23 protein-coding genes are annotated in these 21,539 nt (G+C 65.3%); 8 read left to right on the top strand and 15 right to left on the bottom strand.

All coding sequences use genetic code 11. The features are described from left to right. A partial coding sequence (locus tag KBY74_RS07980; RefSeq protein WP_254942242.1) for a bifunctional (p)ppGpp synthetase/guanosine-3',5'-bis(diphosphate) 3'-pyrophosphohydrolase occupies positions 1 to 2,042 on the bottom strand: 2,042 nt, incomplete at its 3' end. A gap of 52 nt (positions 2,043 to 2,094) precedes the next feature. Between KBY74_RS07980 and KBY74_RS07975 the strand changes: the two genes are divergently transcribed. Next, on the top strand, positions 2,095 to 3,696 hold the full coding sequence (locus KBY74_RS07975; protein WP_254942241.1) for an ABC transporter ATP-binding protein: 1,602 nt from the start codon (positions 2,095 to 2,097) through the stop codon (positions 3,694 to 3,696). 6 nt (positions 3,697 to 3,702) lie between these two features. On the opposite strand, the gene KBY74_RS07970 is transcribed toward KBY74_RS07975, so the two are convergent. From KBY74_RS07970 to KBY74_RS07960, 3 genes are read right to left on the bottom strand one after another with little or no spacing between them, the layout of a single operon-like run. Continuing rightward, positions 3,703 to 4,647 carry an RluA family pseudouridine synthase gene (locus KBY74_RS07970; RefSeq protein WP_254942240.1) on the bottom strand — a complete coding sequence of 315 codons (945 nt, stop codon included), beginning with the start codon at positions 4,645 to 4,647 and terminating at the stop codon, positions 3,703 to 3,705. Beyond that, entirely contained in the window at positions 4,644 to 5,555 is a 912-nt protein-coding gene (gene ylqF, locus KBY74_RS07965) for a ribosome biogenesis GTPase YlqF (RefSeq protein WP_106632899.1), read from the bottom strand. The genes KBY74_RS07970 and ylqF overlap by 4 nt, the downstream gene beginning before the upstream one ends. Further along, a complete protein-coding gene (locus KBY74_RS07960; protein WP_254942239.1) occupies positions 5,555 to 5,929 on the bottom strand; it encodes a universal stress protein in 375 nt (124 codons plus the stop codon). The genes ylqF and KBY74_RS07960 overlap by 1 nt, the downstream gene beginning before the upstream one ends. 158 nt (positions 5,930 to 6,087) lie before the next feature. Between KBY74_RS07960 and KBY74_RS07955 the strand changes: the two genes are divergently transcribed. Next, positions 6,088 to 7,293, top strand: coding sequence for a phosphoglycerate kinase (locus KBY74_RS07955; RefSeq protein WP_254942238.1), 1,206 nt, complete (start codon positions 6,088 to 6,090; stop codon positions 7,291 to 7,293). 40 nt (positions 7,294 to 7,333) lie between these two features. Here the strand turns inward: KBY74_RS07955 and KBY74_RS07950 are convergent, their stop codons facing one another. The 5 genes from KBY74_RS07950 to KBY74_RS07930 all read right to left on the bottom strand — a co-directional run bounded on the left by KBY74_RS07950 (position 7,334) and on the right by KBY74_RS07930 (position 10,970). Beyond that, positions 7,334 to 7,798: a hypothetical protein gene (locus KBY74_RS07950; protein WP_254942237.1), complete on the bottom strand. Its 465-nt coding sequence runs from the start codon at positions 7,796 to 7,798 to the stop codon at positions 7,334 to 7,336. Positions 7,799 to 7,949: 151 nt separating this feature from the next. Then, on the bottom strand, positions 7,950 to 8,351 hold the full coding sequence (locus KBY74_RS07945; protein ID WP_254942236.1) for a glycine zipper 2TM domain-containing protein: 402 nt from the start codon (positions 8,349 to 8,351) through the stop codon (positions 7,950 to 7,952). 65 nt (positions 8,352 to 8,416) lie between these two features. Beyond that, positions 8,417 to 8,803 carry a hypothetical protein gene (locus KBY74_RS07940; RefSeq protein WP_254942235.1) on the bottom strand — a complete coding sequence of 129 codons (387 nt, stop codon included), beginning with the start codon at positions 8,801 to 8,803 and terminating at the stop codon, positions 8,417 to 8,419. Positions 8,804 to 8,950: 147 nt separating this feature from the next. After that, positions 8,951 to 10,267, bottom strand: coding sequence for an ATP-binding protein (locus KBY74_RS07935; protein WP_254942234.1), 1,317 nt, complete (start codon positions 10,265 to 10,267; stop codon positions 8,951 to 8,953). Continuing rightward, complete coding sequence (locus tag KBY74_RS07930; protein WP_254942233.1) at positions 10,245 to 10,970, bottom strand: response regulator; 726 nt, start codon at positions 10,968 to 10,970, stop codon at positions 10,245 to 10,247. Before KBY74_RS07930 ends, KBY74_RS07935 begins: the two co-directional genes overlap by 23 nt. Before the next feature lie 100 nt (positions 10,971 to 11,070). Between KBY74_RS07930 and KBY74_RS07925 the strand changes: the two genes are divergently transcribed. After that, positions 11,071 to 11,364, top strand: a complete 294-nt coding sequence (locus KBY74_RS07925) for an EF-hand domain-containing protein (RefSeq protein ID WP_254942232.1) — start codon at positions 11,071 to 11,073, stop codon at positions 11,362 to 11,364. Here the strand turns inward: KBY74_RS07925 and KBY74_RS07920 are convergent. Continuing rightward, positions 11,361 to 12,131, bottom strand: a complete 771-nt coding sequence (locus KBY74_RS07920) for a hypothetical protein (protein WP_254942231.1) — start codon at positions 12,129 to 12,131, stop codon at positions 11,361 to 11,363. The two genes, KBY74_RS07925 and KBY74_RS07920, sit on opposite strands and share 4 nt — an antisense overlap. Before the next feature lie 50 nt (positions 12,132 to 12,181). On the opposite strand from KBY74_RS07920, the gene KBY74_RS07915 reads away from it, so the two are divergent. Then, positions 12,182 to 13,258 (top strand): glycosyltransferase, encoded by a 1,077-nt coding sequence (locus KBY74_RS07915; RefSeq protein ID WP_254942230.1) that lies wholly within the window; start codon positions 12,182 to 12,184, stop codon positions 13,256 to 13,258. Here the strand turns inward: KBY74_RS07915 and KBY74_RS07910 are convergent. From KBY74_RS07910 to KBY74_RS07900, 3 genes are read right to left on the bottom strand one after another with little or no spacing between them, the layout of a single operon-like run. Beyond that, on the bottom strand, positions 13,239 to 13,658 hold the full coding sequence (locus KBY74_RS07910; RefSeq protein WP_254942229.1) for a type II toxin-antitoxin system VapC family toxin: 420 nt from the start codon (positions 13,656 to 13,658) through the stop codon (positions 13,239 to 13,241). The two genes, KBY74_RS07915 and KBY74_RS07910, sit on opposite strands and share 20 nt — an antisense overlap. After that, a complete protein-coding gene (locus KBY74_RS07905; protein ID WP_106632889.1) occupies positions 13,655 to 13,918 on the bottom strand; it encodes a FitA-like ribbon-helix-helix domain-containing protein in 264 nt (87 codons plus the stop codon). The genes KBY74_RS07910 and KBY74_RS07905 overlap by 4 nt, the downstream gene beginning before the upstream one ends. Positions 13,919 to 13,943: 25 nt before the next feature. After that, positions 13,944 to 15,041 (bottom strand): histidinol-phosphate transaminase, encoded by a 1,098-nt coding sequence (locus KBY74_RS07900; RefSeq protein ID WP_254942228.1) that lies wholly within the window; start codon positions 15,039 to 15,041, stop codon positions 13,944 to 13,946. Between the two features lie 59 nt (positions 15,042 to 15,100). On the opposite strand from KBY74_RS07900, the gene KBY74_RS07895 reads away from it, so the two are divergent. The 4 genes from KBY74_RS07895 to KBY74_RS07880 all read left to right on the top strand — a co-directional run bounded on the left by KBY74_RS07895 (position 15,101) and on the right by KBY74_RS07880 (position 19,556). Further along, on the top strand, positions 15,101 to 15,985 hold the full coding sequence (locus KBY74_RS07895) for a MoxR family ATPase (protein WP_254942227.1): 885 nt from the start codon (positions 15,101 to 15,103) through the stop codon (positions 15,983 to 15,985). Beyond that, positions 15,945 to 16,910: a hypothetical protein gene (locus tag KBY74_RS07890; RefSeq protein WP_254942226.1), complete on the top strand. Its 966-nt coding sequence runs from the start codon at positions 15,945 to 15,947 to the stop codon at positions 16,908 to 16,910. Before KBY74_RS07895 ends, KBY74_RS07890 begins: the two co-directional genes overlap by 41 nt. 52 nt (positions 16,911 to 16,962) lie before the next feature. Further along, positions 16,963 to 18,717 carry a DUF3488 and transglutaminase-like domain-containing protein gene (locus KBY74_RS07885; protein WP_254942225.1) on the top strand — a complete coding sequence of 585 codons (1,755 nt, stop codon included), beginning with the start codon at positions 16,963 to 16,965 and terminating at the stop codon, positions 18,715 to 18,717. 119 nt (positions 18,718 to 18,836) lie between these two features. Continuing rightward, positions 18,837 to 19,556, top strand: coding sequence for a pentapeptide repeat-containing protein (locus tag KBY74_RS07880; protein WP_254942224.1), 720 nt, complete (start codon positions 18,837 to 18,839; stop codon positions 19,554 to 19,556). 9 nt (positions 19,557 to 19,565) lie between these two features. Here the strand turns inward: KBY74_RS07880 and KBY74_RS07875 are convergent, their stop codons facing one another. Next, positions 19,566 to 19,985 carry a DUF4115 domain-containing protein gene (locus tag KBY74_RS07875; protein WP_254942223.1) on the bottom strand — a complete coding sequence of 140 codons (420 nt, stop codon included), beginning with the start codon at positions 19,983 to 19,985 and terminating at the stop codon, positions 19,566 to 19,568. Positions 19,986 to 20,375: 390 nt separating this feature from the next. Further along, positions 20,376 to 21,539: type II secretion system protein GspD (locus KBY74_RS07870; RefSeq protein WP_396123152.1), on the bottom strand; the 1,164-nt coding region annotated here is incomplete at its 5' end.

Below are 21,539 nucleotides of genomic sequence, written 5' to 3'. Positions count from 1 at the left end.
CGTTCGGCCGGCACCTGGGCCACATTGGAGCAGTCCTGGCGGTGGATGGTAATGCCGTGGTTGCCGAGAGCCACCGCCCCAAGAATCTGCTCGCCAGGCAGGGGACTGCAGCACCCCCCGAGCCTGTAATCGAGGCCCTCAAGGCCAAGGATTGAGCTGGTGCCACCCCCACCCACCGGCGCTTGATGCGCCACCTGGGCAGCGTGGGCCGCCACCTTGGCCGCGACCTGCTCATTGCTGACCACGGGGGTGGAGGCTTCGCTGGCCAGGCGCATTTCCTCCCGCAGCCTGTTGAGCACCTGATGCAGGGTGACCCCACCAAAGCCGAGGGAGGCCAGCAGGTCTTCGGTGCAGGTGAGATTGCAGCGGCGGGCCACTTTGGCCATCGCCTCACCATTGAGCAGGGCATCGAAGCCATCGCGGCCGAGCTCGCGCTCCAGCATCTCGGTGCCGCGCTGGAGGTTGTCTTCGCGGTGGCTGGTTTTGTACCAGTGGCGAATGCGATTACGGGCCGTGGGGGTAGCCACGAAGTTGAGCCAGTCGAGGCTTGGGTGGGCCGTTTTGGCGGTAACCACCTGCACAAAGTCACCATTGCGCAGAGGCGTGGCGAGCGGGCATAGCCGATCATTAATGCGCACGCCCTGGCAATGATTGCCGATTTCCGAGTGGATGCGATAGGCGAAATCTACGGCCGTAGAACCCTTACGCAAACCCACCACATCGCCATTGGGAGTAAATACGAATACCTCCTCATCAAAGAGATCTTCTTTGATCGAGCGCAGGAAGTCGTTGCTGTCGGTGCCACCGTCATCCTTCTGCCAATCAACCAGCTGCCGCAGCCAGTTGAACCGCTCGGCATCGGCTCCAGAGGCGGCCGGCGAACCGCCTTCCTTGTATTTCCAATGGGCAGCAATGCCGTATTCAGCCACCTGGTGCATATCGGTGGTGCGAATCTGCACTTCGATCGGCCGGTGCCGGCCGATAACCGCCGTATGCAGGGATTGGTAGCCATTGGGCTTGGGCAAGCCGATGTAATCCTTGAAGCGCCCCGGGATCGGCCGGAAGGTGTCGTGCACCACCGCAAGAGCCCGATAACAACTCTCGAAGTTGGGGCAAAGAATCCGCAGAGCCGCCACGTCGTAGATCTCGTGGAACGCCTTCTGCTGGCGCTGCATCTTGCTCCAGATGCCATAGAGGTGCTTCGGCCGGCCGCTTACTTCGCAATTGGCCAAGCCCACGGCGGCAAGCCGGTCGCGCAGCAATTGCACCGTGACCGCCAGGCGCTCCTCGCGCTCGCTGCGCTTGGTGGCCACCTGCTGCTGCACGTCCCGATAGGCCTCGGGCTCGAGGATCTTGAAGGCCAGATCTTCCAGCTCCCACTTCAGCCGGCCAATGCCGAGGCGATTGGCCAGGGGGGCATAGATCTCCCGGGTTTCCCGGGCGATGCGCATCTGCTTTTCGGGCTTGAGCGCCGCGATGGTGCGCATGTTGTGCAACCGATCGGCCAGCTTCACCAGCACCACCCGGATGTCGCTGGCCATGGCCAGGAACATGCGGCGCAGGTTTTCAGCCTGGGCTTCGGTGTGGTTGGTGAAGTGAATGCCGCCGAGCTTGGTAACCCCCTCCACCAGCGCCCGCACCTCGGCGCCGAAGTGCTGTTCGATCTCCTCAGCGGTGACCTCGGTGTCCTCCACCACGTCGTGCAGGAAGCCCGCAGCGATCACGCCGGCGCTGGCACCGATATCGCGCAGTAGGTCGGCAACGGCGACCGGATGAATGATGTAGGGCTCGCCACTGGCCCGAAACTGGCCCTCGTGCAGCTGGTAAGCGAAGTCGAAGGCGGAAGCCAGCAGGGCCTCGGCATCGGTGGGGCAGCTCACCCCCTGTCCCGGCGGCACATGCTCGATGCAGCGCTGCAACCACTCCGGCAGGGGCACGCCGTAGTCGGCAGGAGTGCGAATGGGCTTGCGCACCAGAGCTGGAGCTGCCGCCACTCGAGTAGCTACGGCTGTTGCATCCAGATTCGGGGCCGCCCTGAGCATTTCAGCCTGCGGGTTCCCCTCATCGTAGGCAAGTGGGGCCAAGCTGGTGGCCATGATCAGCCCCGTGCTCGCAATTGAGAACCTGGTGGTGCGCTATCCCGACGCGGAGCGCCCCACCCTCGACGGCCTGAACCTGACCCTGGCGGCCGGCGATCGCCTGGCCCTGGTGGGTCCTTCCGGCTGCGGCAAAAGCACCGTGGCCCGGGCAGTGCTGCAACTTCTACCCCCGGGCAGCCAGTGCAGCGGCTCCCTGCTGCTGGAGGGTCAGAACCCCAGCCAAATGGCCCGTCCGGCCCTGCGCCAACTGCGCGGTGAAGCGGTGGGGCTGGTGTTCCAGGACCCGATGACCCGCCTCAACCCACTGCTGACGATCGGCGATCACCTAGCCGACACCCTGGCGGCCCACCGGCCCCGCTGGCAGAGGCGCCAGGTGCGGCAACGGGCGGAAACCCTTCTGACCCGGGTGGGCATCGGCCCTGAGCGCTACGGCAGCTATCCCCATGAATTCAGTGGCGGCATGCGCCAGCGCTTAGCGATCGCCCTGGCGATGGCCCTGGAGCCGCCGCTGGTGATCGCCGACGAACCCACCACCAGCCTGGATGTGGCCGTAGCCGGCCAGGTGATGGCGGAGCTCAGCAACCTCTGCCGCGAAGCGGGCAGCGCCCTGCTGCTGATCAGCCACGACCTGGCCATGGCGGGACGCTGGTGCGACCAGATCGCCGTGCTGGATCAGGGACGCCTGGTGGAACAGGCGCCAGCCCGGCAGTTGCTGATGGCCCCCGCCTCCGCCCTGGCCCAACGGCTGGTGGCCAAGGCGCGGGAGCGGGAGGGCGCCGAAAGTTTGCCGCCACCGCCAGCACCGCTACTGCTGGAAATCGAGCAGCTGCGCAGCTGGCATCCACTGCCATCCCTGCCCTGGCAAGCCCGCTGGCTTAAGGCGGTGGATGGCGTCAGCCTGCGCCTGCAGCAGGGCGAAACCATCGGCTTGGTGGGAGCCTCCGGCTGCGGCAAAAGCACCCTCTGCCGCGCCCTGATGGGGCTGGCGCCGGTGCGGGGCGGCACGGTGCGGCTGCAGGGCACAAACCTGCTCAGCCTGCGGGGCCGAGCCCTGCGCCAGGCCAGGCGCGGCATTCAGATGGTGTTTCAGGACCCACTGGCCTGTCTCAACCCCCAAATGGTGGTAGGTGAGACGATTGCCGATCCCCTGCTGATCCACGGCCTCGCCAACCGCTCCCAGGCCCGTCAACGCGCCCGCGAACTGCTGACAGCGGTGGGGCTCACCCCCCCGGAAAGCTTTGAAAACCGCCTACCCCGCACACTCTCTGGTGGTCAGCAGCAACGGGTAGCCATCGCCCGGGCCCTGATCCTGGAGCCCCAGGTGCTGCTCTGCGATGAGAGCGTCAGCATGCTGGATGCCGAGGTGCAGGCAGATGTGCTTGCCCTGCTGCGGGAGCTGCAGGAGCGCCTGGGGCTGGGGATGCTGTTTGTCACCCACGACCTGTCGGTGGCCAGTGGCTTCTGCCACCGGGTGCTGGTGCTGGAGGGGGGGAAGATCGTGGAGGAGGGCCCCGGCTCCCGGCTGCTGAGCGATCCCCAGACCGCCATCACCCGAACCCTGGTGGAAGCCTGCCCGAGACTGCCCATACCTGCATGACCCTGCCTAGCGCCGCCTGAGCACCGCCAGCAAACGCTCGAACACCTCCGGCAACGGCGCTTCGCACACCAGCCGCTGCTTGGTGATCGGGTGATCAAGTCCCAGCTGCACGGCGTGCAAAGCCTGGCCAGGCAGCTCAAGCGGCAGCTTGCGGCAGCGGGAGTAGGTGGGATCGCCCACGATCGGATGACCGACGTGGGCGCAGTGCACCCGGATCTGGTGGGTGCGACCGGTGTCGAGCTTGAAACGCAGCAGGCTGTAATCCCCCAGGCGCTCTACCAGGCGCCAGTGGGTGCAGGCATGACGCCCCGAATCGTCGTGGACTACCGCATATTTTTTGCGGTCGACGGGATGGCGGCCGATCGCCCCGACGATCGTGCCGGAGTCGCCAGCTGGCTGGCCGTGCACCACCGCCAGGTACTGGCGAGAAGCGATGCGCTTCTGGATCTGCACCTGCAGCTTCACCAGGGCCTCCTGGCTCTTGGCCACCACGATGCAGCCCGTGGTGTCCTTATCGAGCCGATGCACGATGCCGGGCCGCAGCTCGCCGCCGATGCCGGGCAGATCTGGGCAGTGGTGCAACAGGCCATTCACCAAGGTGCCGTCCTTGTTGCCAGGCGCCGGGTGCACCGTGAGCCCGGCGGGCTTGTTGAGCACGATCAGGTGGGCGTCTTCAAACAGCACGTCAAGGGGCATCGCCTGAGGCACCAGATAGGGAAGGGGCTCGGGCGGCGGCATCCACAGCTCCACCACGTCCTCTGGGCGCAGCGGTGTCTTGGCCCGCCCCGTGACGCCGTTCACCCGCACGTAGCCCGCCTCGATGAACTTCTGGATCCGGGCGCGGCTCTGCTCCGGCCGCTGGGCCACCAGCCAGCGATCCAGCCGCATCGGCAGCGGCTTGGGATAGGTGAGCGTCAGCAGCTCACCTTCGCCCTCACCAAATTCGCTCATGGAGGAGTCAAAACCGGCAGCTCAAGCGCAATGGCCCCCAAGCGAGCGCAGCGAAAATCATCGAGCAGCTTGGTGGCCATGCGCAGGCTGTCGCCACTGGTATGGCGCTCCGCAGCGGTCACCAACCAGCCCTCCACATCGGGGCCGCCGCCAGGCAGCACACCCAGGGGGATGCCATAGCGCTGGCCCACCAGCCCAGCCGGAACGCCAGCAGCTGGCTCGGCTTCAAGCAGGGTGAGCAGCTGCAGGAAGGCCCTGGCTGCGGCTTCGTTGTCGTAGGCCGCCTGGCCGATGTCGTCGCACAAGGCCAAGCGCAGGGCTGCCTGCTGGTCGTCGAGGCGGGGCGGCAGCACGCCGGGGGCGTCGAGCAGGTCGAGGTCCTGGCCCAGCCGCACCCAGCGCAAGCTGCGAGTCACACCGGCACGGCGGGCGCTGTCTACGACTTTCTGACGCACCAGCCGATTGATCAGGGCCGATTTACCCACATTGGGGAAGCCCAGCATCAGCGCCCGCACCGGCCGTGGCTTCATGCCGCGCCCAGCCCGGCGAACATTGAGGGCTACGCCGGCTCGGATCGCCGCCTGCTGCAGCTGCTTAACGCCGGTGCCGGCCTTGGCATCACACCACCAGCAGGTCTGCTCCTGGGCTCGAAACCAGGCGGTCCAGGCCTGGCGCACCGGCGGCGGGATCATGTCGACCCGGTTGAGCACCAGCAGGTGTTGCTTATTGCCGATCCAGCGCTGCAGCCGCGGGTGGGAGGTGGCCATGGGTATGCGGGCATCGCGCACCTCGATCACCAGGTCCACCTTGGCCAGGTTGGCGCTGAGAGCTTTCTCCGCCTTAGCGATGTGGCCTGGGTACCACTGAATCGCAGGAGCGTTGACGCTGAGCGGAAGCGTCTGGGGCATCAGGGCACCACCAGCACCGGACAGGGAGCCAGCTGGATCACCCGGGCGGCGGTGCTCTGCTGATCGCTCTCGATCGCAATGCCGCGGGTGCCCATCACGATCACGTCAGCATTGATCTCATCTGCCACATCGCCGATCACGAAGGCGGGCTTGCCCTCCCGCTCGATCACCTGGCAGCTGACGCCGGCCTCTTCAAAGCGAGCGCGGGCTTGCTGCAGCAGGGCAGCAACCGCAGCTGGGTCGTCCTGCTCGGGCTCCACTACCGACAGCAACACCAGGGTACTGGAGTGCTGCTGGGCCAGTTTCAAGGCCACCGCAGCCGTTTCCATCGCCTGGCGGCTCTGGTCGATGGGAAAGAGAACGGTGTCAAACATGGGGCGTAATGCGGCCGGGCAGATGCAAGCCCGTGGCTTCAGTCTGGGGGTCGATTCGTCGCCCGGCCAGGGCGGATGGCAGGGGGGAATCCGAAGCCTGGGCTGGCTGGGGCCCGCGGGGGCTAATCTCCCCCGGCAATTCAGTTATTCCATAACCCATGGCGAAGCGATCCCTGGCCAGCCTTTCGGCCGATGAGCTCCGCGGCAAGCGCGTGCTGGTGCGGGTTGACTTCAACGTACCGCTAGATGACGCCGGTGCCATCACCGACGACACCCGCATCCGGGCCGCCCTGCCCACGATCAAAGACCTGAGCAGCAAGGGCGCCAAGGTGATCCTGGCGGCCCACTTCGGCCGTCCCAAGGGCCAGGTGAACGAAGCCATGCGCCTCACCCCCGTGGCTGGCCGCCTCAGCGAGCTGCTCGGCAAGCCCGTGGTGAAAACCGACAGTTGCATCGGCCCCGACGCCGAAGCCAAGGTGGCAGCCATGGCAGAAGGCGATGTGGTGCTGCTCGAAAACGTGCGCTTCTTCGCTGAAGAAGAGAAGAACGACGCCGGTTTCGCTGCCCAGCTGGCCGCCCTTGCCGATGTTTACGTGAACGACGCCTTCGGCGCCGCCCACCGGGCCCATGCCTCCACCGAGGGCGTCACCAAGGCGCTCAGCCCCAGCGTGGCCGGCTACCTAATGGAGAAGGAGCTGCAGTACCTGCAGGGCGCCATCGACGAGCCCAAGCGTCCCCTGGCGGCGATCGTGGGCGGCTCCAAGGTGAGCTCCAAAATCGGCGTGCTTGAGGCCCTGATCGACAAGTGCGACAAGGTGCTGATCGGCGGCGGCATGATTTTCACCTTCTACAAAGCCCGTGGCCTAGCGGTGGGCAAGAGCCTGGTGGAAGAGGACAAGCTTGAGCTGGCCAAGGAGCTGGAGGCCAAGGCGGCCGCCAAGGGCGTGCAGCTACTGCTGCCCACCGATGTGGTGCTGGCCGACAACTTCGCCCCCGACGCCAACAGCCAGACCGTGTCGATCGACGCCATCCCCGATGGCTGGATGGGTCTGGACATCGGCCCCGACTCGCTCAAAGCCTTCCAGGAAGCCCTGGCTGACTGCAAAACCGTGATCTGGAACGGCCCCATGGGCGTGTTCGAGTTCGACAAGTTTGCCGCCGGCACCAACGGCATCGCCCACACCCTGGCCGACCTGAGCGGCAAGGGCTGCTGCACGATCATCGGCGGTGGCGACTCCGTGGCAGCCGTGGAAAAGGTGGGTGTAGCCGAGAAGATGTCCCACATCTCCACCGGCGGTGGCGCCAGCCTGGAGCTGCTGGAAGGCAAGGTGCTTCCAGGCGTGGCAGCACTAGATGAGGCCTGATCTGGAAGTGGCCTGATCCAGGCTGACCGCGAAAGGGGGCTCAGGCCCCCTTTTTTTGTTGGCGCTGGTCCTTGTCCCAGCCCGGCAAGCCAAAGCGGCGCTGAAGCTCGGCCCGTTCGCTCATCCAGCGGCGACGCTGCTCCATCGCCTGGTCCTGCAGGTTGCGCTGGCAGGTCTGCAAGGCATCGACGCCACGGGCCGGCACCATGCAGCGCTCGGCCTGGCTCAGTTGGTCCAGGCGTTCGACGGAAACCCGCTGCTCCAGCTGTCGGCGGGCGGCGAAATAAGCCTGGCGCTCCTGGCTGCTCAATTTGGCCATCGCCTCGGCCTGCTGGCGTTGCATCGCTTCGCGGCGCTCAGGGTTGGGGCGCCTTCCGTAACCGGTGCCTTCGGCGAAGGCCGCAGCACCGGCCCCACTCACCCCCATGATTAACAAGGCGCCTGCCAGAAGCAGGGAGGCAGGGCGCTGTCCGGCTCTAGGCAACAAGGTGTGCAAAAGATTCATGGCTGTAAGTGAGGTGGGGTGAGGTGGAGCCGCTTGGAGCGGATCCACCCCTGAATCCTGGGCGCTCCTTTTCACTGAAATGTGACTAAGCCGGCGGAAAGTTGTGACCGGATCTGACTGTGCACAACCGCAGCGCCGGCTGAAGCCGGCTTCAGCAACCGGAGATCACACCACCCAAGATGCCGCCCATCGCGGCCCCCATTGGCAGGCTCCAGAGGCGGTTGCGGGAGTTGCTGGCCAACATCGCACCCAGTCCGCCACCAATGGCAGCCCCGGTCAGCACGGTGCCCCTATTGCAGCGATTCACGGGAGGAGGGCTATAGGGCTCAGGCTCAGAGGCGATGGGGTAGCCATAGGGACTCACGGGCAGGGGGGCATAGGTTCGGCCTCGGGGCGGACCGTAGTTGTCGTAGGCGTAGCGCTGACCGCCGTAGGCGTAGCGCTGATCCCCGTAGCGCTGATCGCCGTAGGGATAGGCCTGGGAGGCCTCAGGAGCCAGGGCTGCACTGCCGAGCAGGCCGGCCAAAACGAGAGGAAGAGCAGAGAGGCGCATGGTTGATCTTGCGGTAGGTGGTGTGGCGGGGACTGGGGTTCGGAGAAAGAAAAACGAAAAGGCCGTCAGAGGCTCAGGCCGGGCCGCCCGGGCAGCTGGGCGGTGAAGCCCTGGCGGTCCATCAGAAGCTGCCATTCCTTCTGATCGCGCCGCCTCTGACGCTCCCGAGCCTGCTCATCGCGGCGCAGGCACTGGTCGTTGTCCCAGCGCTCACGGGCGCTGCTGAGGCAGCGATCCAGTTGGTCGAGGCGCCACTGGGTCTGGCGATAGGACTGATCCGCCAAGGCCCGCTGAGCCTGAACCCAGCCGCGCGTGAGGTCCGAATTAGGGCTCCAGGGGCCGAAGGCTCGACCGGGGAACTGGGGATCGGCCAGGGCGGAGCCGGCACTAACGACGCCGCTACCCAACAGGCCCAGCACCAGGGCCAGACGGGGAAGGGGAAAGGACTTCATGGGAAGAAGGTGGGTGAAATGGTGCAGCCTTGAGCTGTCACCCCGGAACTTTGCGGCGAACCAACGGGCGAAGTGCAACCGAGTTGCCACCAACCTGTGACCAAATCCGACAGACGCGGGGGGTAACCGGCAGTTTCAGCTCCCCAGCTAGCTTTTGGAGCGCCCCCAAAGGGCGATTCCAAAACGAAATCCAAAGGCGGGGCTAGGGCCATTGCCGGAGCCATCGCTCTCCAGCCGCTCCAGCCCACCGCCGTGGGCGGCCGCCACCCGAGCGGCAATCGCCAGCCCCAGGCCGCAGTGGCCGCTGCCACCTCGGGCGGCATCGAGCCGCTGGAAGGGCATCAAGGCCTGATCCCACTTACCGGCAGGGATGCCTGAGCCCCCATCCCAAAGCACGATGCGGAAGCCCTCCCCCTCAGGCGGCCCGGACTGCAGTACCAGCCTCAGCGGTGGTGCGCCGTAACTGCGGGCGTTATCGATCAAATTGGCCACGGCCCTGGAAAGCGCCACCGGCTGCACCACGCGCAGCAAGGGCTGCAGCTCCAGCGCCAGGGTGTCGGCATCCAGGCCCGCCGCCACCTCGGCCAGCAGCTGGTCAAGCGGCACCGCCACGGCCACCTCGTTGTCGTTACCCCCAGCGAACAGCAAAAACTGTTGAGTGATTCGCTCCAGGGCCGCCAAATCGGCCTCAGCCTGTTGCAGATCCACTCCCGGCAAGCCGGCCAAGCTGAGCCGAAAGCGCAGTCGTGTAATCGGGCTTTTGAGGTCGTGGGCGATGCCACCCAACATCACCGAACGCTCCTGCTCGACGCGCCCCAAGCGCCGAACCATGGCATTGAAGCGGCCGGTGAGCTGGCGCACGGTGGTGGTGCCACGCTCCTCCGGCAGAGCGGGTGGCCCGGCGGCGGTGCCTACCCCGCCCAGGGCCCGCTGCAGCTGATGCAGGGGGCGTTGCACCTCGAGCCAGAAAAACAGCAGCAGTGCCACGCTGCCGCCCAGCCCCAGACCCGCCAGGAGCAGCCAAGGATCGGGCGGCCAGCGGCGGGCCGGCGGAATCGGCGCCAGCAGCCACACCGGCTCCAGCGGCGCCAGCAGTTGCACCCACACACCCCTGTGCGGCAGCGCCGCCGGCAGCACGGTGGGACAGGGCCGCAGCTCACGGCAGAGCTGCTGGCGGAGCAGCCGTCCCTCGGCAGCCAGAGCAGAGTTGGTGGAGGTGGGGGGAAGGGCCCCGACTCGCAGGGACAGGCCACTGAGCCGGGCCAGGGTCGCCGGCGGCAAGCGATCGAGGGCCAGCTCCGCTAGGCGCACCTGAAACAGCACCTCGGGCCCCAACTGGGCAATGCGGGCCCGCTGCAGACGCTCGGCCAGCAGCGCCTGCAACTGGGCCGTACTCAGCAGGGCAACCCCAAGTCCCACCAGGCCGTAGCGCAGGGCGGTCCTAACGGCTGCGAGGTTGACCATCGGGCACGAATACATAGCCATAGCCCCACACCGTCTGCAAGTAGCGGGGTCGAGCGGGATCCGGCTCCACCAATTTGCGTAGCCGCGACACCTGCACATCCATGCTGCGGCTGTCTGTCACTGAATCCGGCCCCCGCGCCAGCTCGACCAGCCGCTCACGCGAAAGAGGTCGGTGCGGATGCTGCACAAAGGCCGCCAGTAAAGCGAATTCGCCTGAGGTGAGCACCGTGATCCTTCCCCCCTGCTCCAGGGTGCGGGCCGCCAGATCCAGCACCTGCTCACCAATCGTCAAGGACTCCCCTTCGGCCAAGGGCGTACCGGCCGGCAGGGCGACGCGGCGACGCAAAACCGCCTCAATGCGGGCGGTGAGCTCCCGCGGCAGGAACGGCTTGGCCAGATAGTCGTCGGCGCCCTGCTCCAGGCCGATGATCCGATCCACCGCATCGCCTTTAGCGGTGAGCATCACCACCGGCAGATCGTCGCCGCCGTCTCGCAGACGCCGCAGCAGGGTGAGGCCATCGTCTCCCGGCAGCATCAGATCCAGCACCACCAGATCGGGACGCTGGCCTGCCAACCGCGCCATCAGCTGGGCTCCGTCTGCCAGGCAGCGCACGTCATAGCCCTGGTCGATCAGGTAGGTGCCCACCATGCTCCGCAATTCGGGGTCGTCATCAACCACCCAGATGCTTTGACCAGGGGACATCGCGGTGCCATTCCGGAAAGATTTAGTCACAGCTTGGCCGGAATCTGGCAATAGCGGGCAGCACAGGGCTGCATAGCCTGAGTTCATTCCCACCTAAGCCATGCCCACCGCAACCATGGTTCCTGGTGTTCGTCACCCGCTGCGACTGATCGCCAGCCGCCTGGCGGGAGTGCTGCTTTTGGCCACTTTCGTCAGCCCAGAACTGCCGGCACGGGCGGCCGATGAGTTTGAGGTGTACCAACAGCGGCTAGCGCAATTGTTCCGGCAGCTCGATCGCAACGGTGATGGCAGGCTGGAGCTTGATGAAGTGCGCACCAACGCCTACCTTCTGCGCCACTTCGAGCGGCTCGACCGCGGCGGCAAGGGCTACCTAGTGCCCGGCGACCTGCGTTAAGGATCCAGCTGGGTCTTGTCGGCCACCACCAGCACCCGCTTGGTGGCACTGACGATGCCCTTGGGATGGACCAGCAAAATTGCCCAGGTCTGGGATCCCGGTGTGAAGGGAGCCTGCACCGACTTGAACAGGCCACCGCCACCCAATGCTCCCAGCTGGAGCTCTGGGCTCTCAAGAGCGTTCACCTGCTGACCGGTAAGGGCCACCAAACCACCCGCCGCGATCGCCCCCTCCAGGGGCTCGTCAAACAACGCGTCAACGTCATAACGCTGACCTGTGAGCACCGCATCCGGGATCAAAAGACTCACGGGTAGATCGGCCTCACCGCTGCGCATCAGGGTCTGCTCTCGAATCACTATCTGGCCATTGATGCGGCCCCCAGGACCGCCACTGCTGCTGAGCACCAGCTGTTGCTGGGCATCGAGCCGGTAGCGAGTAGGGCCTTCCTGCCGGCTGCCGGTCACCTGGAGCTGCACGGTGCTGCGCCCATCACGCAAAGGCTTGCCCGTGGTGAGCTGCCAGCGGGCATCAGGGAACTGCCGCAGCACGCTGCGCCTTCGCAGTTCCACCAGGGTTACGTCGAGCCCAGGACCGTCCTCCATGGCGCCCCTGAGCTCGCCGGTGCCGTTGAGGGCCGTTTCCAGGGCCTGGAGCTGGGCCGCACTGGGCCCGGCAGCAGCAATAGCGGGCACCGTGCTGACCAGCAGGACGGCGAGGCCGGCCAGGCTTCGGGGCAGAAATCGGCCAAGTAGCTGGAGACGCGGCATGGGGCGGCGGAAACCGCTTTTAAGTTAGGCATGCTTCAGCCCCAGCACCCATGCCCAGGCTCCTAATTGCTGCCAGCGGCACCGGTGGCCACCTATTTCCTGCTCTAGCAGTGGCCGATGCCATGCCGGCGGATTGGAGCGTGTCGTGGCTGGGGGTGCCAGACCGACTGGAACGCCAGCTGGTGCCGAGCCGCTATCCACTGCACACGGTGCGGGCCGGGGGGCTGCAAGGCCGGGGCCTGCGCAAGCTGCTCAACCTGCTGCAACTGCTGCAAGCGGTTCGGTCAGTGCGGCGGTTGATCCGGCGCGAACGCATCGCAGCGGTTTTTACCAGCGGCGGCTACATCGCGGCGCCCGCAATCCTGGCGGCCCGCTGGGCCGGCGTGCCGGTGGTGCTGCATGAGAGCAACGCTGTGCCCGGCAAGGTGACCCGCCTGCTGGGCCGGCTCTGCAGCCAGGTGGCGGTGGGCCTGCCCCAGGCCGCTGCCCGCCTGCCCCGCTGCCGCCCCGTGGTGACGGGAACGCCGGTGCGGCAAGCCTTTCTGGAGCCCGCCCCCCTGCCCGACTGGGCGCCCAAAGGCTCCGGGCCCCTGCTGCTGGTGATGGGCGGCAGCCAGGGAGCCGTGGGTCTCAACCAGATGGTGCGCCCCCTGCTTGCCAAGCTCACGGCCGCTGGCGTGCGGGTAGTCCACCTCACCGGCAGCAACGACCCCGAGGCAGGCCAGCCCCTGCCAGCCGGGGTGGTGGAGCTTCCCTTCAGCGACGAGATCCCCGGCCTGCTGCAGCACGCCGCCCTGGCGATCAGCCGCAGCGGCGCCGGCGCCCTCAGCGAGCTGGCGGTGTGCGGCACCCCGGCGGTGCTGGTGCCCTACCCCGCCGCCGCCGACCACCACCAGGACGTCAACGCCGCCGCTGCGGCCGAACTTGGGGCGGCCGTGATCGTGTGGCAGCACGGCCCCGCTGAGCCGGCCCTCGAGCGCTGCCTCTGGCGACTGCTGGGCCCTCGCCTGCGGGATGCAGCAGCTGCTTGTGATCCCTTAAAGCAAATGTCTACAGCCATGGGCGAGCTGGCGGTGCGCGATGCCGATCAGCGAGTGGCGGCGATGCTCAGCACGCCCAAGGGTTGATCAAATCCAAACCCAAGTCGGCAAAGTCAGCCAAATCCCGAGTAGCGAGCTGAGCGCCATGGGCCAGGACAGTGGCGGCAATCACCGCATCCGCCGTGGCCATGGGCCGCGCCAACCGTTCACGGGCGCTCAACAGATCGGCGTACCAATGGGCCGCTTCACTGCTGAAGGGCCAAACCCTGCCTGTAAAGATTTCGGCCACCAGTTCATCCCAGCACTGCTGAAGGCTCTGCTTGCGCCGCCCATCGGGAAGCCGGGCGATGCCATGCAGGATCTCCGCTTCATTCATGGCCGTGATCGCCACTCGGGCCGGATCCAATCCATCCACCCAGGCCAGCACCTGGGGATTGGGCTGGGGACGCATCAGCTCGGAGATCACGTTGGTGTCGAGCACGATCACTCCAGCCCCTCCCCAAACTCCGCCGGCCTGGGCTGGGAGCGGCGAGCGGGGAGCTCAAGCTCAACGCCACCAAGTGAGGCGAAATGGGCATGGATCCGCTGGCCCAGGCCAGGGCCATCAGGCTTGAGGGCGCCCCAAGACAGGGCCTCTCGCAAAATCGTGCGCACTTCTTCCTCCATCGAGCGACCGTGGCGCGCTGCCTGGAGACGCAACTGCGCCTTGGTGGCCTCATCAAGGTTGCGAACCGTCAGCGTCGCCATCGAAATGCATGCAATGCAAGCAACGCTAGCGCCCTAATTCCTGCCGCAAAGCCCGCAGGATGCGGCGATTGTTGCGGTGGCTCTGATAGCCAATCCGCAGCCAGTTTTCCCCCAGCCCCTCGAAAGAGCGGCAATCGCGCAACAGGATGTGATGGCGCCGCTCCAGGGCTTGGCGCAACGGCACTAGCGAATGCTCAGCGCGGATCAGCAGAAAGTTGGCGGCTGAAGGCAGGGGCGTGATGCCAGGCAGCTGGGCCAGCCGACGCTGCAGCCAGGCACCCTCGCGGCCGGTCCAGCGCTGCACCCTGCCGCACCAGCGCCGGTAGGCCGCCGGATCAGCCAGCAGCCGCTCCCCCACGGCGGCCGCCAGGCCATTCACCGGCCAGGGATCTCGCCAGGAGGCCCACTGGGCCAGGCGCTCGGGGTGGCCAAGGGCATAGCCAAGGCGCAGGCCCGCTATGCCGTAAAGCTTGGTGAGGCTGCGGATCACCACCAAGTTTGGGTGCATAGGCAGCAGCGGGATCAGGCTCTGAGCCTCGCCACCCGGCACCAGAGACAGGAAAGCCTCATCGGCGATCACCAGGGCAAAGCGCTGCAGCAGGAGCTCGAGGGAGGCGCAAGTCCAGAGCGCTCCAGTGGGGTTGTGGGGATTGGTGAGCCAAAGCACCTCGCCCGCCGGAGGTGCCGGATAGGCCTGAGCGGCACCAGCCCCCGCAGACCCATCCACCTGCATCGGCAGCGGCTGGGGCCGCCAAGCCCCATCCCAGCAGGCCAGGGCCCGCGGATAATCGGCAAAGCCTGGCTGGGCCAACACACTCAGCCCTGCCGCCGCCGCATCCCGGGCCGCCCAGGTGAACAGCTCAGCCGCACCGTTACCCGGCAACAGCCAATCGGGTTCCAGGCCATGCAGCCGGGCCAATCCGCTGCGCAAACCTGCATAGGAGCGGTCGGGATAGGCCCGTAGCGGCGCGGTCAGCCCGGCCCACATCAAGGAGCGGCGCACAAACCAAGGCGGCCCAAAAGGAACCAGAGAGGCGCTGGCATCAAGCAACTGGGAGGGCCGGCAACCGAGCCGCGCGGCGGTGGCGGCCTGGTTGCCGCCATGGCGCTGAAGCAACCCCATCGGCATCAAGGCAATTTAAGTGGCAGCGCCGTCACAATCGTGTTCTTCGCACCGGCTCCGTGTCCAGCCCCAGGCTGCAACCGCTGATCAGCGCCATCGGCCAGGTGCTGCTGGGCAAGGAGCAGGCGGTGCGGCTGGCCCTGGCCTGCCTGCTAGCCCGCGGCCATCTGCTGATCGAAGACCTGCCCGGCATGGGCAAAACCACCCTGGCCGAAGCCCTTGCCCGCGCCTTCGGCCTCGAGTTCAAGCGGGTGAGCTTCACCAGCGACCTCCTGCCAGCCGATCTCACGGGCATCAACGTCTTTGATGCCAGCAGCGCCCGTTTCCACTTCCAGCCCGGCCCCCTATTCAGCCAGGTGCTGCTGGCCGATGAGATCAACCGCGCCAGCCCCCGCACCCAGAGCGCCCTGCTGGAGGCGATGGCAGCCGGCCGGGTGAGCGTCGATGGGGTGAGCCACCCGCTGCCCGAGCCCTTCCTGGTGATCGCCACCCAGAACGGTCTCGACCAGGTGGGCACCGCCCCCCTACCGGAATCCCAGCTGGATCGCTTCTTGATGCGGCTGAGCCTGGGTTATCCGGATCGACGGGCCGAGCGTGATCTGCTCAGGGGCCAGGCGCTGCCGCCAGCCAGCCTGGGGCCCCTGCTAGATGGCGCAGGTCTACTGGAGCTGCAGCGGCGAGCCGCCGCCCAGCACTGCTCCAGCGCCCTGCTCGACTACGTACTCGACCTGGCCGCTTTCAGCCGGCGAGCAGACCAAGCCGGCACCGGGCTTTCACCGCGGGCCTGCCAGGGGCTGGTGGCCGCCGCCCGGGCCTGGTCGCTGCTCGAGGGGCGGGACCATGTCACCCCCGCCGACGTGCAGGCGGTGCTGCCAGCTGTGGCTGAGCACAGGCTGGCTGGCGATGCCGCAACGCTGCTGGCGGGGGTGGATGGACTTCGCTAGGGCCCGGCAACTGATCAAACCGCACCAAGGCGAGCGGCTAAGGCTGGGGCTGCGCAGCCTCTACATCCTGCCGACCCGCTTCGGCTTGCTCTGGCTGGCGGGCGGCGGCCTGCTGCTGCTCGTAGCGATCCAAAGCCAGCGCAATGGACCGCTGCTGCTGAGCTTCTTGATGCTGGGGCTGTGGCTGCTGGCCCTGCACCTCACCCAGTTCAACCTGCAAGGCCTCGAACTTGAAGCCCTGGCCCCCAGCGGCGGCTTCGCGGACGAAATGGTGGCCTATCCGCTGCTCTGCCGCAGCCGCTGCCAGCGCGACGCGATCCAGCTGGGGCTGGCCGGCAGCGCGGCAACACCCCAGCCGCTGGCGGCTGGCGAATCGGTGCTCTCGGTGCCTTGGCGCGCGGGGCGGCGGGGGTTGCAAACCCCGGGACGACTGCGGCTGCAAACCACCGCGCCTCTAGGACTTTTTGTGTGCTGGACGCTGTGGGAACCGCCACGGCCCCAGCCCATCTATCCAGCCCGGCGGCCGGGGCCGGTGGCCGAAACCGCCTCGCCCGCCAGCAGCGACACCGCCGCCACCGCCGCTAGCAAGTTCGCCGCAGGCAGCGACGACTGGGACGACCTGCGCCCCCACCGCCCCCAGGACGGCCTAGCCCGACTGGCCTGGAAATCCCTAGCCCAGGGCCGGGGCCGCCAAACCAAAACCTTCGCCGATGCCACCGCTGCGGGCGGGCTGCTGACGCCAGCGCTGGGCCTGCCGCTGGAGCGGGCCCTGGAGCACCTCAGCGCCGAAATCTGGCGCCGTAGCAAGGCGGGCGAGGCCTACGGCCTGGCACTGGGCGGCATCCAACTTGCCCCAAGCACGGGCCCCGAACACCGTGACCGCTGCCTACTAGCCCTGGCCCTGGCACCTGACGCAGCGCCATGAGTGGTAGCGCCCGCTGGCTGCAGATCCTGGGGCTAGGGGCCTAGCGGCGGGTTTGGCGGGGCTGGATTTCAGCGCACCGCTCAGCTGGCTTTCAGCGGGGCTGCTATTGCTGGCTGGCCTGAAGCTGGCCGAGGCCCGCAGCCTGCCGGAGCGGCGACTGGTGAGCCTGCTCACCTTGATAGGCGGCGGTGTGCAGGGTGCCCAGCAAGGGGAGCTGCTGCCCAGCCTGCTGCAGCTGCTGGCCACAGCGCTTGGCCTGGCTGGGCTGCTAGCCCTGGAGGTGGGGAGCGGGCTGAGCTGGCGCGCGGTCTTGCGACGCAGCCTGGCGGTGTTGCTGGCGGCCCTGCCGGTGGCCCTGGTGCTGTTTCTACTGGTGCCGCGAATCGAGCCGATTTGGCAAACGCCAAACCTGCGGGGTGCTGGCGCCAGCGCCGTAACCGGCTTGAACAGCGAACTCGATCCAGGCAGGATCTCAAACCTCGCCGACAACACGGGCCCGGCAGCGCGGGTGAGCTTCAGCAGCGGCCAGCTGCCCGAGCCGGCTGAGCGCTATTGGCGCGTGATCGTGCACGAGCAATTCGACGGGCAGCGCTGGAAGCAGCGCGAGCTGCCAAGCAACCGCCTAGCCGAGCCAACCGCAGCCGATAGCAACCCAGAGAGCAAGGCCAGCAGCCAGGTGTGGCTGGTGGAATCCAGCCCGGTGAACGCCTTGCCCTGGGATGGCAGCGGCCGGGCCAACCCCAACCAGTTGCGGGTGAATCGCAACGGTGAACTGCAGCCCCTCCAAGCCAGTCGGGAGCGCCAGGCCTACTTGGTGAGGGCCACGGGCAGCCCCCAGCCGTGGCAGCAACGGCAGCCGATCCTGGCGGATCTGGAACTACCCGCCGGTAGCAATCCCCAGCTGGAGACGCTTGGGGCCAGCTGGGGAGATCTGGCAACGCCTGAGCAACGGCTGGCCGCTGCCAAGCAATGGTTTACGCAGCAGGATTTCCGCTACAGCACTACTCCTGGTACCCAGCGGGGGCTGGATGTATTTCTGTTTGAAAGGCGAGAAGGCTTCTGCGGCCACTACGCCAGCGCCTTCACGGCCCTGATGCGCGCCGCGGGGGTGCCGGCCCGGGTGGTGAGCGGCTATCTGGGCGGCACCTGGGTGCGGCCGCTCAGCGGAGCGCCTTACCTGGATCTGCGCCACAGCAACGCCCACGCCTGGAGCGAGGTGTGGCTGCCGGGCCAGGGTTGGCAACGCATTGACCCAAGCGCATGGGCAACAGCCCCCGCCAGCCGCGCTGATGGCAGCGAAGCAGGCGGCAGCACCAACCCCATTGGCTCCTGGCTGCAGTGGCTGCAGTGGCAATGGTGGGGCCTGGACCTGGCCTGGAGCCGCTGGTGGCTGGGCTTCGATCAGGCCGGCCAGGAAGCATTGCTGCAACGGCTATTTGGCGACCAACGCCAATGGCTGGGCGCCGTGGTGCTTGGGGCAGTGGCTGGCTTGGTGGCACTGGCGCTGGCCTGGCTGCAGTGGCTGCAGCAGCCAGACAGACCACAAGGGCGAAGGCGACAACTCAACCGGGTGCTGCAGCTGCTGGAGCAACAAGGTCTGCAGCTGCAACCAGGCGAAACTCTGGAATCCCTTGCCATGAGAGCCCGGGAGGCGGACTATGGCCAAGCTGAACTCCTAACGGAACTGGTAGCCAGCTACAACCAGCTGCTCTTTGCCCCACTCACTGGCCCCCAACGCCGCCAGGCCGAGGCTCGGTGGCACAGGTTGCGCAAAGAGCTTGGGACGCGCCAGCTGAAGGCGCTATAAGGCAGCAGGGCTTGGGAATAGTTGTGATGAACAGATCAAAGCTGAGATATCAACTTCTGGCAGTTGCTTGCCTAACGGCTTGCCTAGGCAGCCCTGCAGCCCGTGCCTCGGGCGAAGACTTGATCAAACTGCTGGATAGCCGTAGCTGCCGTAATTGCAAGCTGCAGGATGCTGATCTGGTTCACGCCAACCTGCGTGATGCGGACCTTAGGGGCGCCCAGTTGCAGCGAGCCAATCTTGGCCAAGCAAAGCTGGACGGGGCGCGCCTGAACGGCGCAGACCTTAGTTTCACCAGCCTTACGGGTGCCTCGCTGCGGGGCGCCGATCTGCGCGGCGCGAGAGTCGAAGGAACCGATTTGCGCCAGGCAGATCTGAGTGGAGCCCTTCTAGACTCAGGCTCCCTGTCGCGCAGCCACTGGCAACAGGCAAGGGGGGTGAATCAGGAGCAGTTGAGCTTTGTAGAACTCCATAACGCCGGGGTGGAAGCTTCGATGCAGGGCCGACACAGCGAAGCGGAGGGTTATTTCAATGCGGCCATTCAACGCGAACCAGCCGCTGCAATCTCCTGGGTGGCCCGAGGAATCACGAGAGGGCAACAAGGCCAAGCTGAAATGGCGGCTAAGGACTTCAGCTACGCCGCCAACCTGTATGAACAGGGAGGCGAAACTAGCCAGGCCCAACAGCTACGGGCAGCCGTAAAGCAGATGGGTCTGGGCGATCAGCAGGCTGGTGGCAATGGCTTCGGCAGCCAAGTGCTTACTGGGCTGATCTCAACCTTCGGAGCACTGGCGCCACTGGCCATCAAGGCCGCTGGGATGGGGTTAGGAGTGGGATTCTAAATCTAAGCTTCAGGGGCGAATCTCCACCCAATCGAGATCGCCAACCTCGCCGAGGGGCTTAGGCACCGCATCTCCCATAGCAATGAAAAGCAGATCGGCACGACCGGAGCGCAGCCTCAACCCCTGAGCCAGCAGGAACCGCTTTGGCGCTCCTGGTTGGAGGATTCCATCAAACACTTGGCGCCCCTTGAGATCTTCCACTAACACCCAGCTCTCACCACCTCGAGCCTGCAACTGAATCGAGGTAGACCCGTTTGGCGCTGTAGGTGGCTGAGAGGAGCGAATCGACGCCCCACCCCGAGACGCTGGTGAGCGGTCACTGAAAAGGCTGGGGATGACAAGTGCTGCACCAACAAGCACCAACGCGGCGGCTGTACAAAGACCAATCAGCCGCAGCTTGGGAGGGCGCTTGAAGCGGGAAATTTGCAACTTGGTCCAAATTTGGGCTTTGGGGTGATCCGGAAATTCAGAGGCGACCCCTGAGGCCGACAATAATTTCGGCTGCCTAGTCTCTGACAAGGCCTGACCCACTTGCTGCTGAAGGGCTTTGCGCTCATCAAGCAGCTGACGGATCTCCTGGGCAACAGAGTGCAACTTCTGGCGAAATTTGCCTTCATAAATCTCTGGAAGCTCGTTCAGCAGTCGCTGGTATTCCTCAAGCTCAGCCTGAGCCTCTGCAACTTGCGATTCCAAAGCTTCTAGACGGGCAGCCTGTCCATCAACAGGCTCTTGCCCTGAAGGCACAAAGCCAGACCGATCAGAAGGCTGCATAGGTATCAATCTTAATAATCAGAACCAGAAAATTAGCAAATACCAAGATTAATTGCCAGCCGGGCCATTCATTGCCCCAAAGAATTCGCGCCCGGCAGCGGTTCCGGGCTGATAGCCGTAGCCATACACGCCACCTTGATCATCATTAATAATACGCGGGGATACCATAATTACAAGCTCGCGCTTCTCCTTGCGTCCTGAACTCGCCCTAAAGAACTGACCGATCAAAGGAAGGTCGCCGAGGATGGGCCACTTACTGACAACTGCTCTGTCAAAATCAGAAATAACCCCAGTCATTATTAGCGTTTGCCCATCGCGCACGCGCAAAGCACCAGTATCAAGACTGCGAATACTAAGGATATTTAGGTTAGATCCACAGCCCTGGGGAGCATTTTCTTGATCAGTAACCGCGGATACGCTTGGCGACAAAACAAACGTCACAAATCCATTGTCATCAATTTTCTCCACCCTGGCACCTAAAACAAGTCCAGCTGTGGACAATTGCGGAGTACATACTACGTTGCCGCCCTGAGATGGCGTCTCTGTGCTATATCCCGTAACCACATTAGTACCAACTCGAACAACTCCCTCATTGGCACGCCTCCTGCCAACAGCACTATCTAATCCAATGTTTGTGATGCCTTGACTAGCACTTTGAGAAGAGCCAGTAGACGATGCCGTTTCGGATCCCTCTCTCAACAACGAGGTATTTTCCTGAAGAATTAAAGTAGGGCTGGCAAGCAGCTTGGTAGAACCTGAAACAATCTGAGCTCGCACAAAGTCAAAGAACTGGTCACTTGGAAAATTAACACCAGGATTTCGCCGAACACCATCGACCAAGCTGCCACCCTGGGAAGCTGCCCCATTCAGAGTTACGGAAGCAGATGTCTGAAGACCAGGTAAATTAGTTCCCTCAGTAGTTACCGTACCCGGTGTGGTTCCATCACTAGGCTGAAGCTCAACCTTCAGATCATTAGGCACACCCCGCCTAAAGTCATTGGAAGTTGGAGGGAGATTGCGGCCAAAAGCTCCCAAGAGCTGGCCGCTATCATTGACTATAAAATTATTACCCCATCTAACAGCGAAGGAATTATCTATTTCTGACACGTTGTCGAGATTAACATCAAGAATTCGCACACTCAATGCAACCTGCCGCTGGCGAAGATCAAGCTGCTTGAGATATTGCTCAGCGACCGAAACGATAACAGGATC

Source organism: Cyanobium sp. A1C-AMD (genome assembly GCF_024346495.1).
GTDB classification, from domain to species: Bacteria; Cyanobacteriota; Cyanobacteriia; order PCC-6307; family Cyanobiaceae; genus Cyanobium_A; species Cyanobium_A usitatum.
Note: the sequence above shows the minus strand (reverse complement) of the source record. Positions and strands in the feature narration are given on the sequence as shown.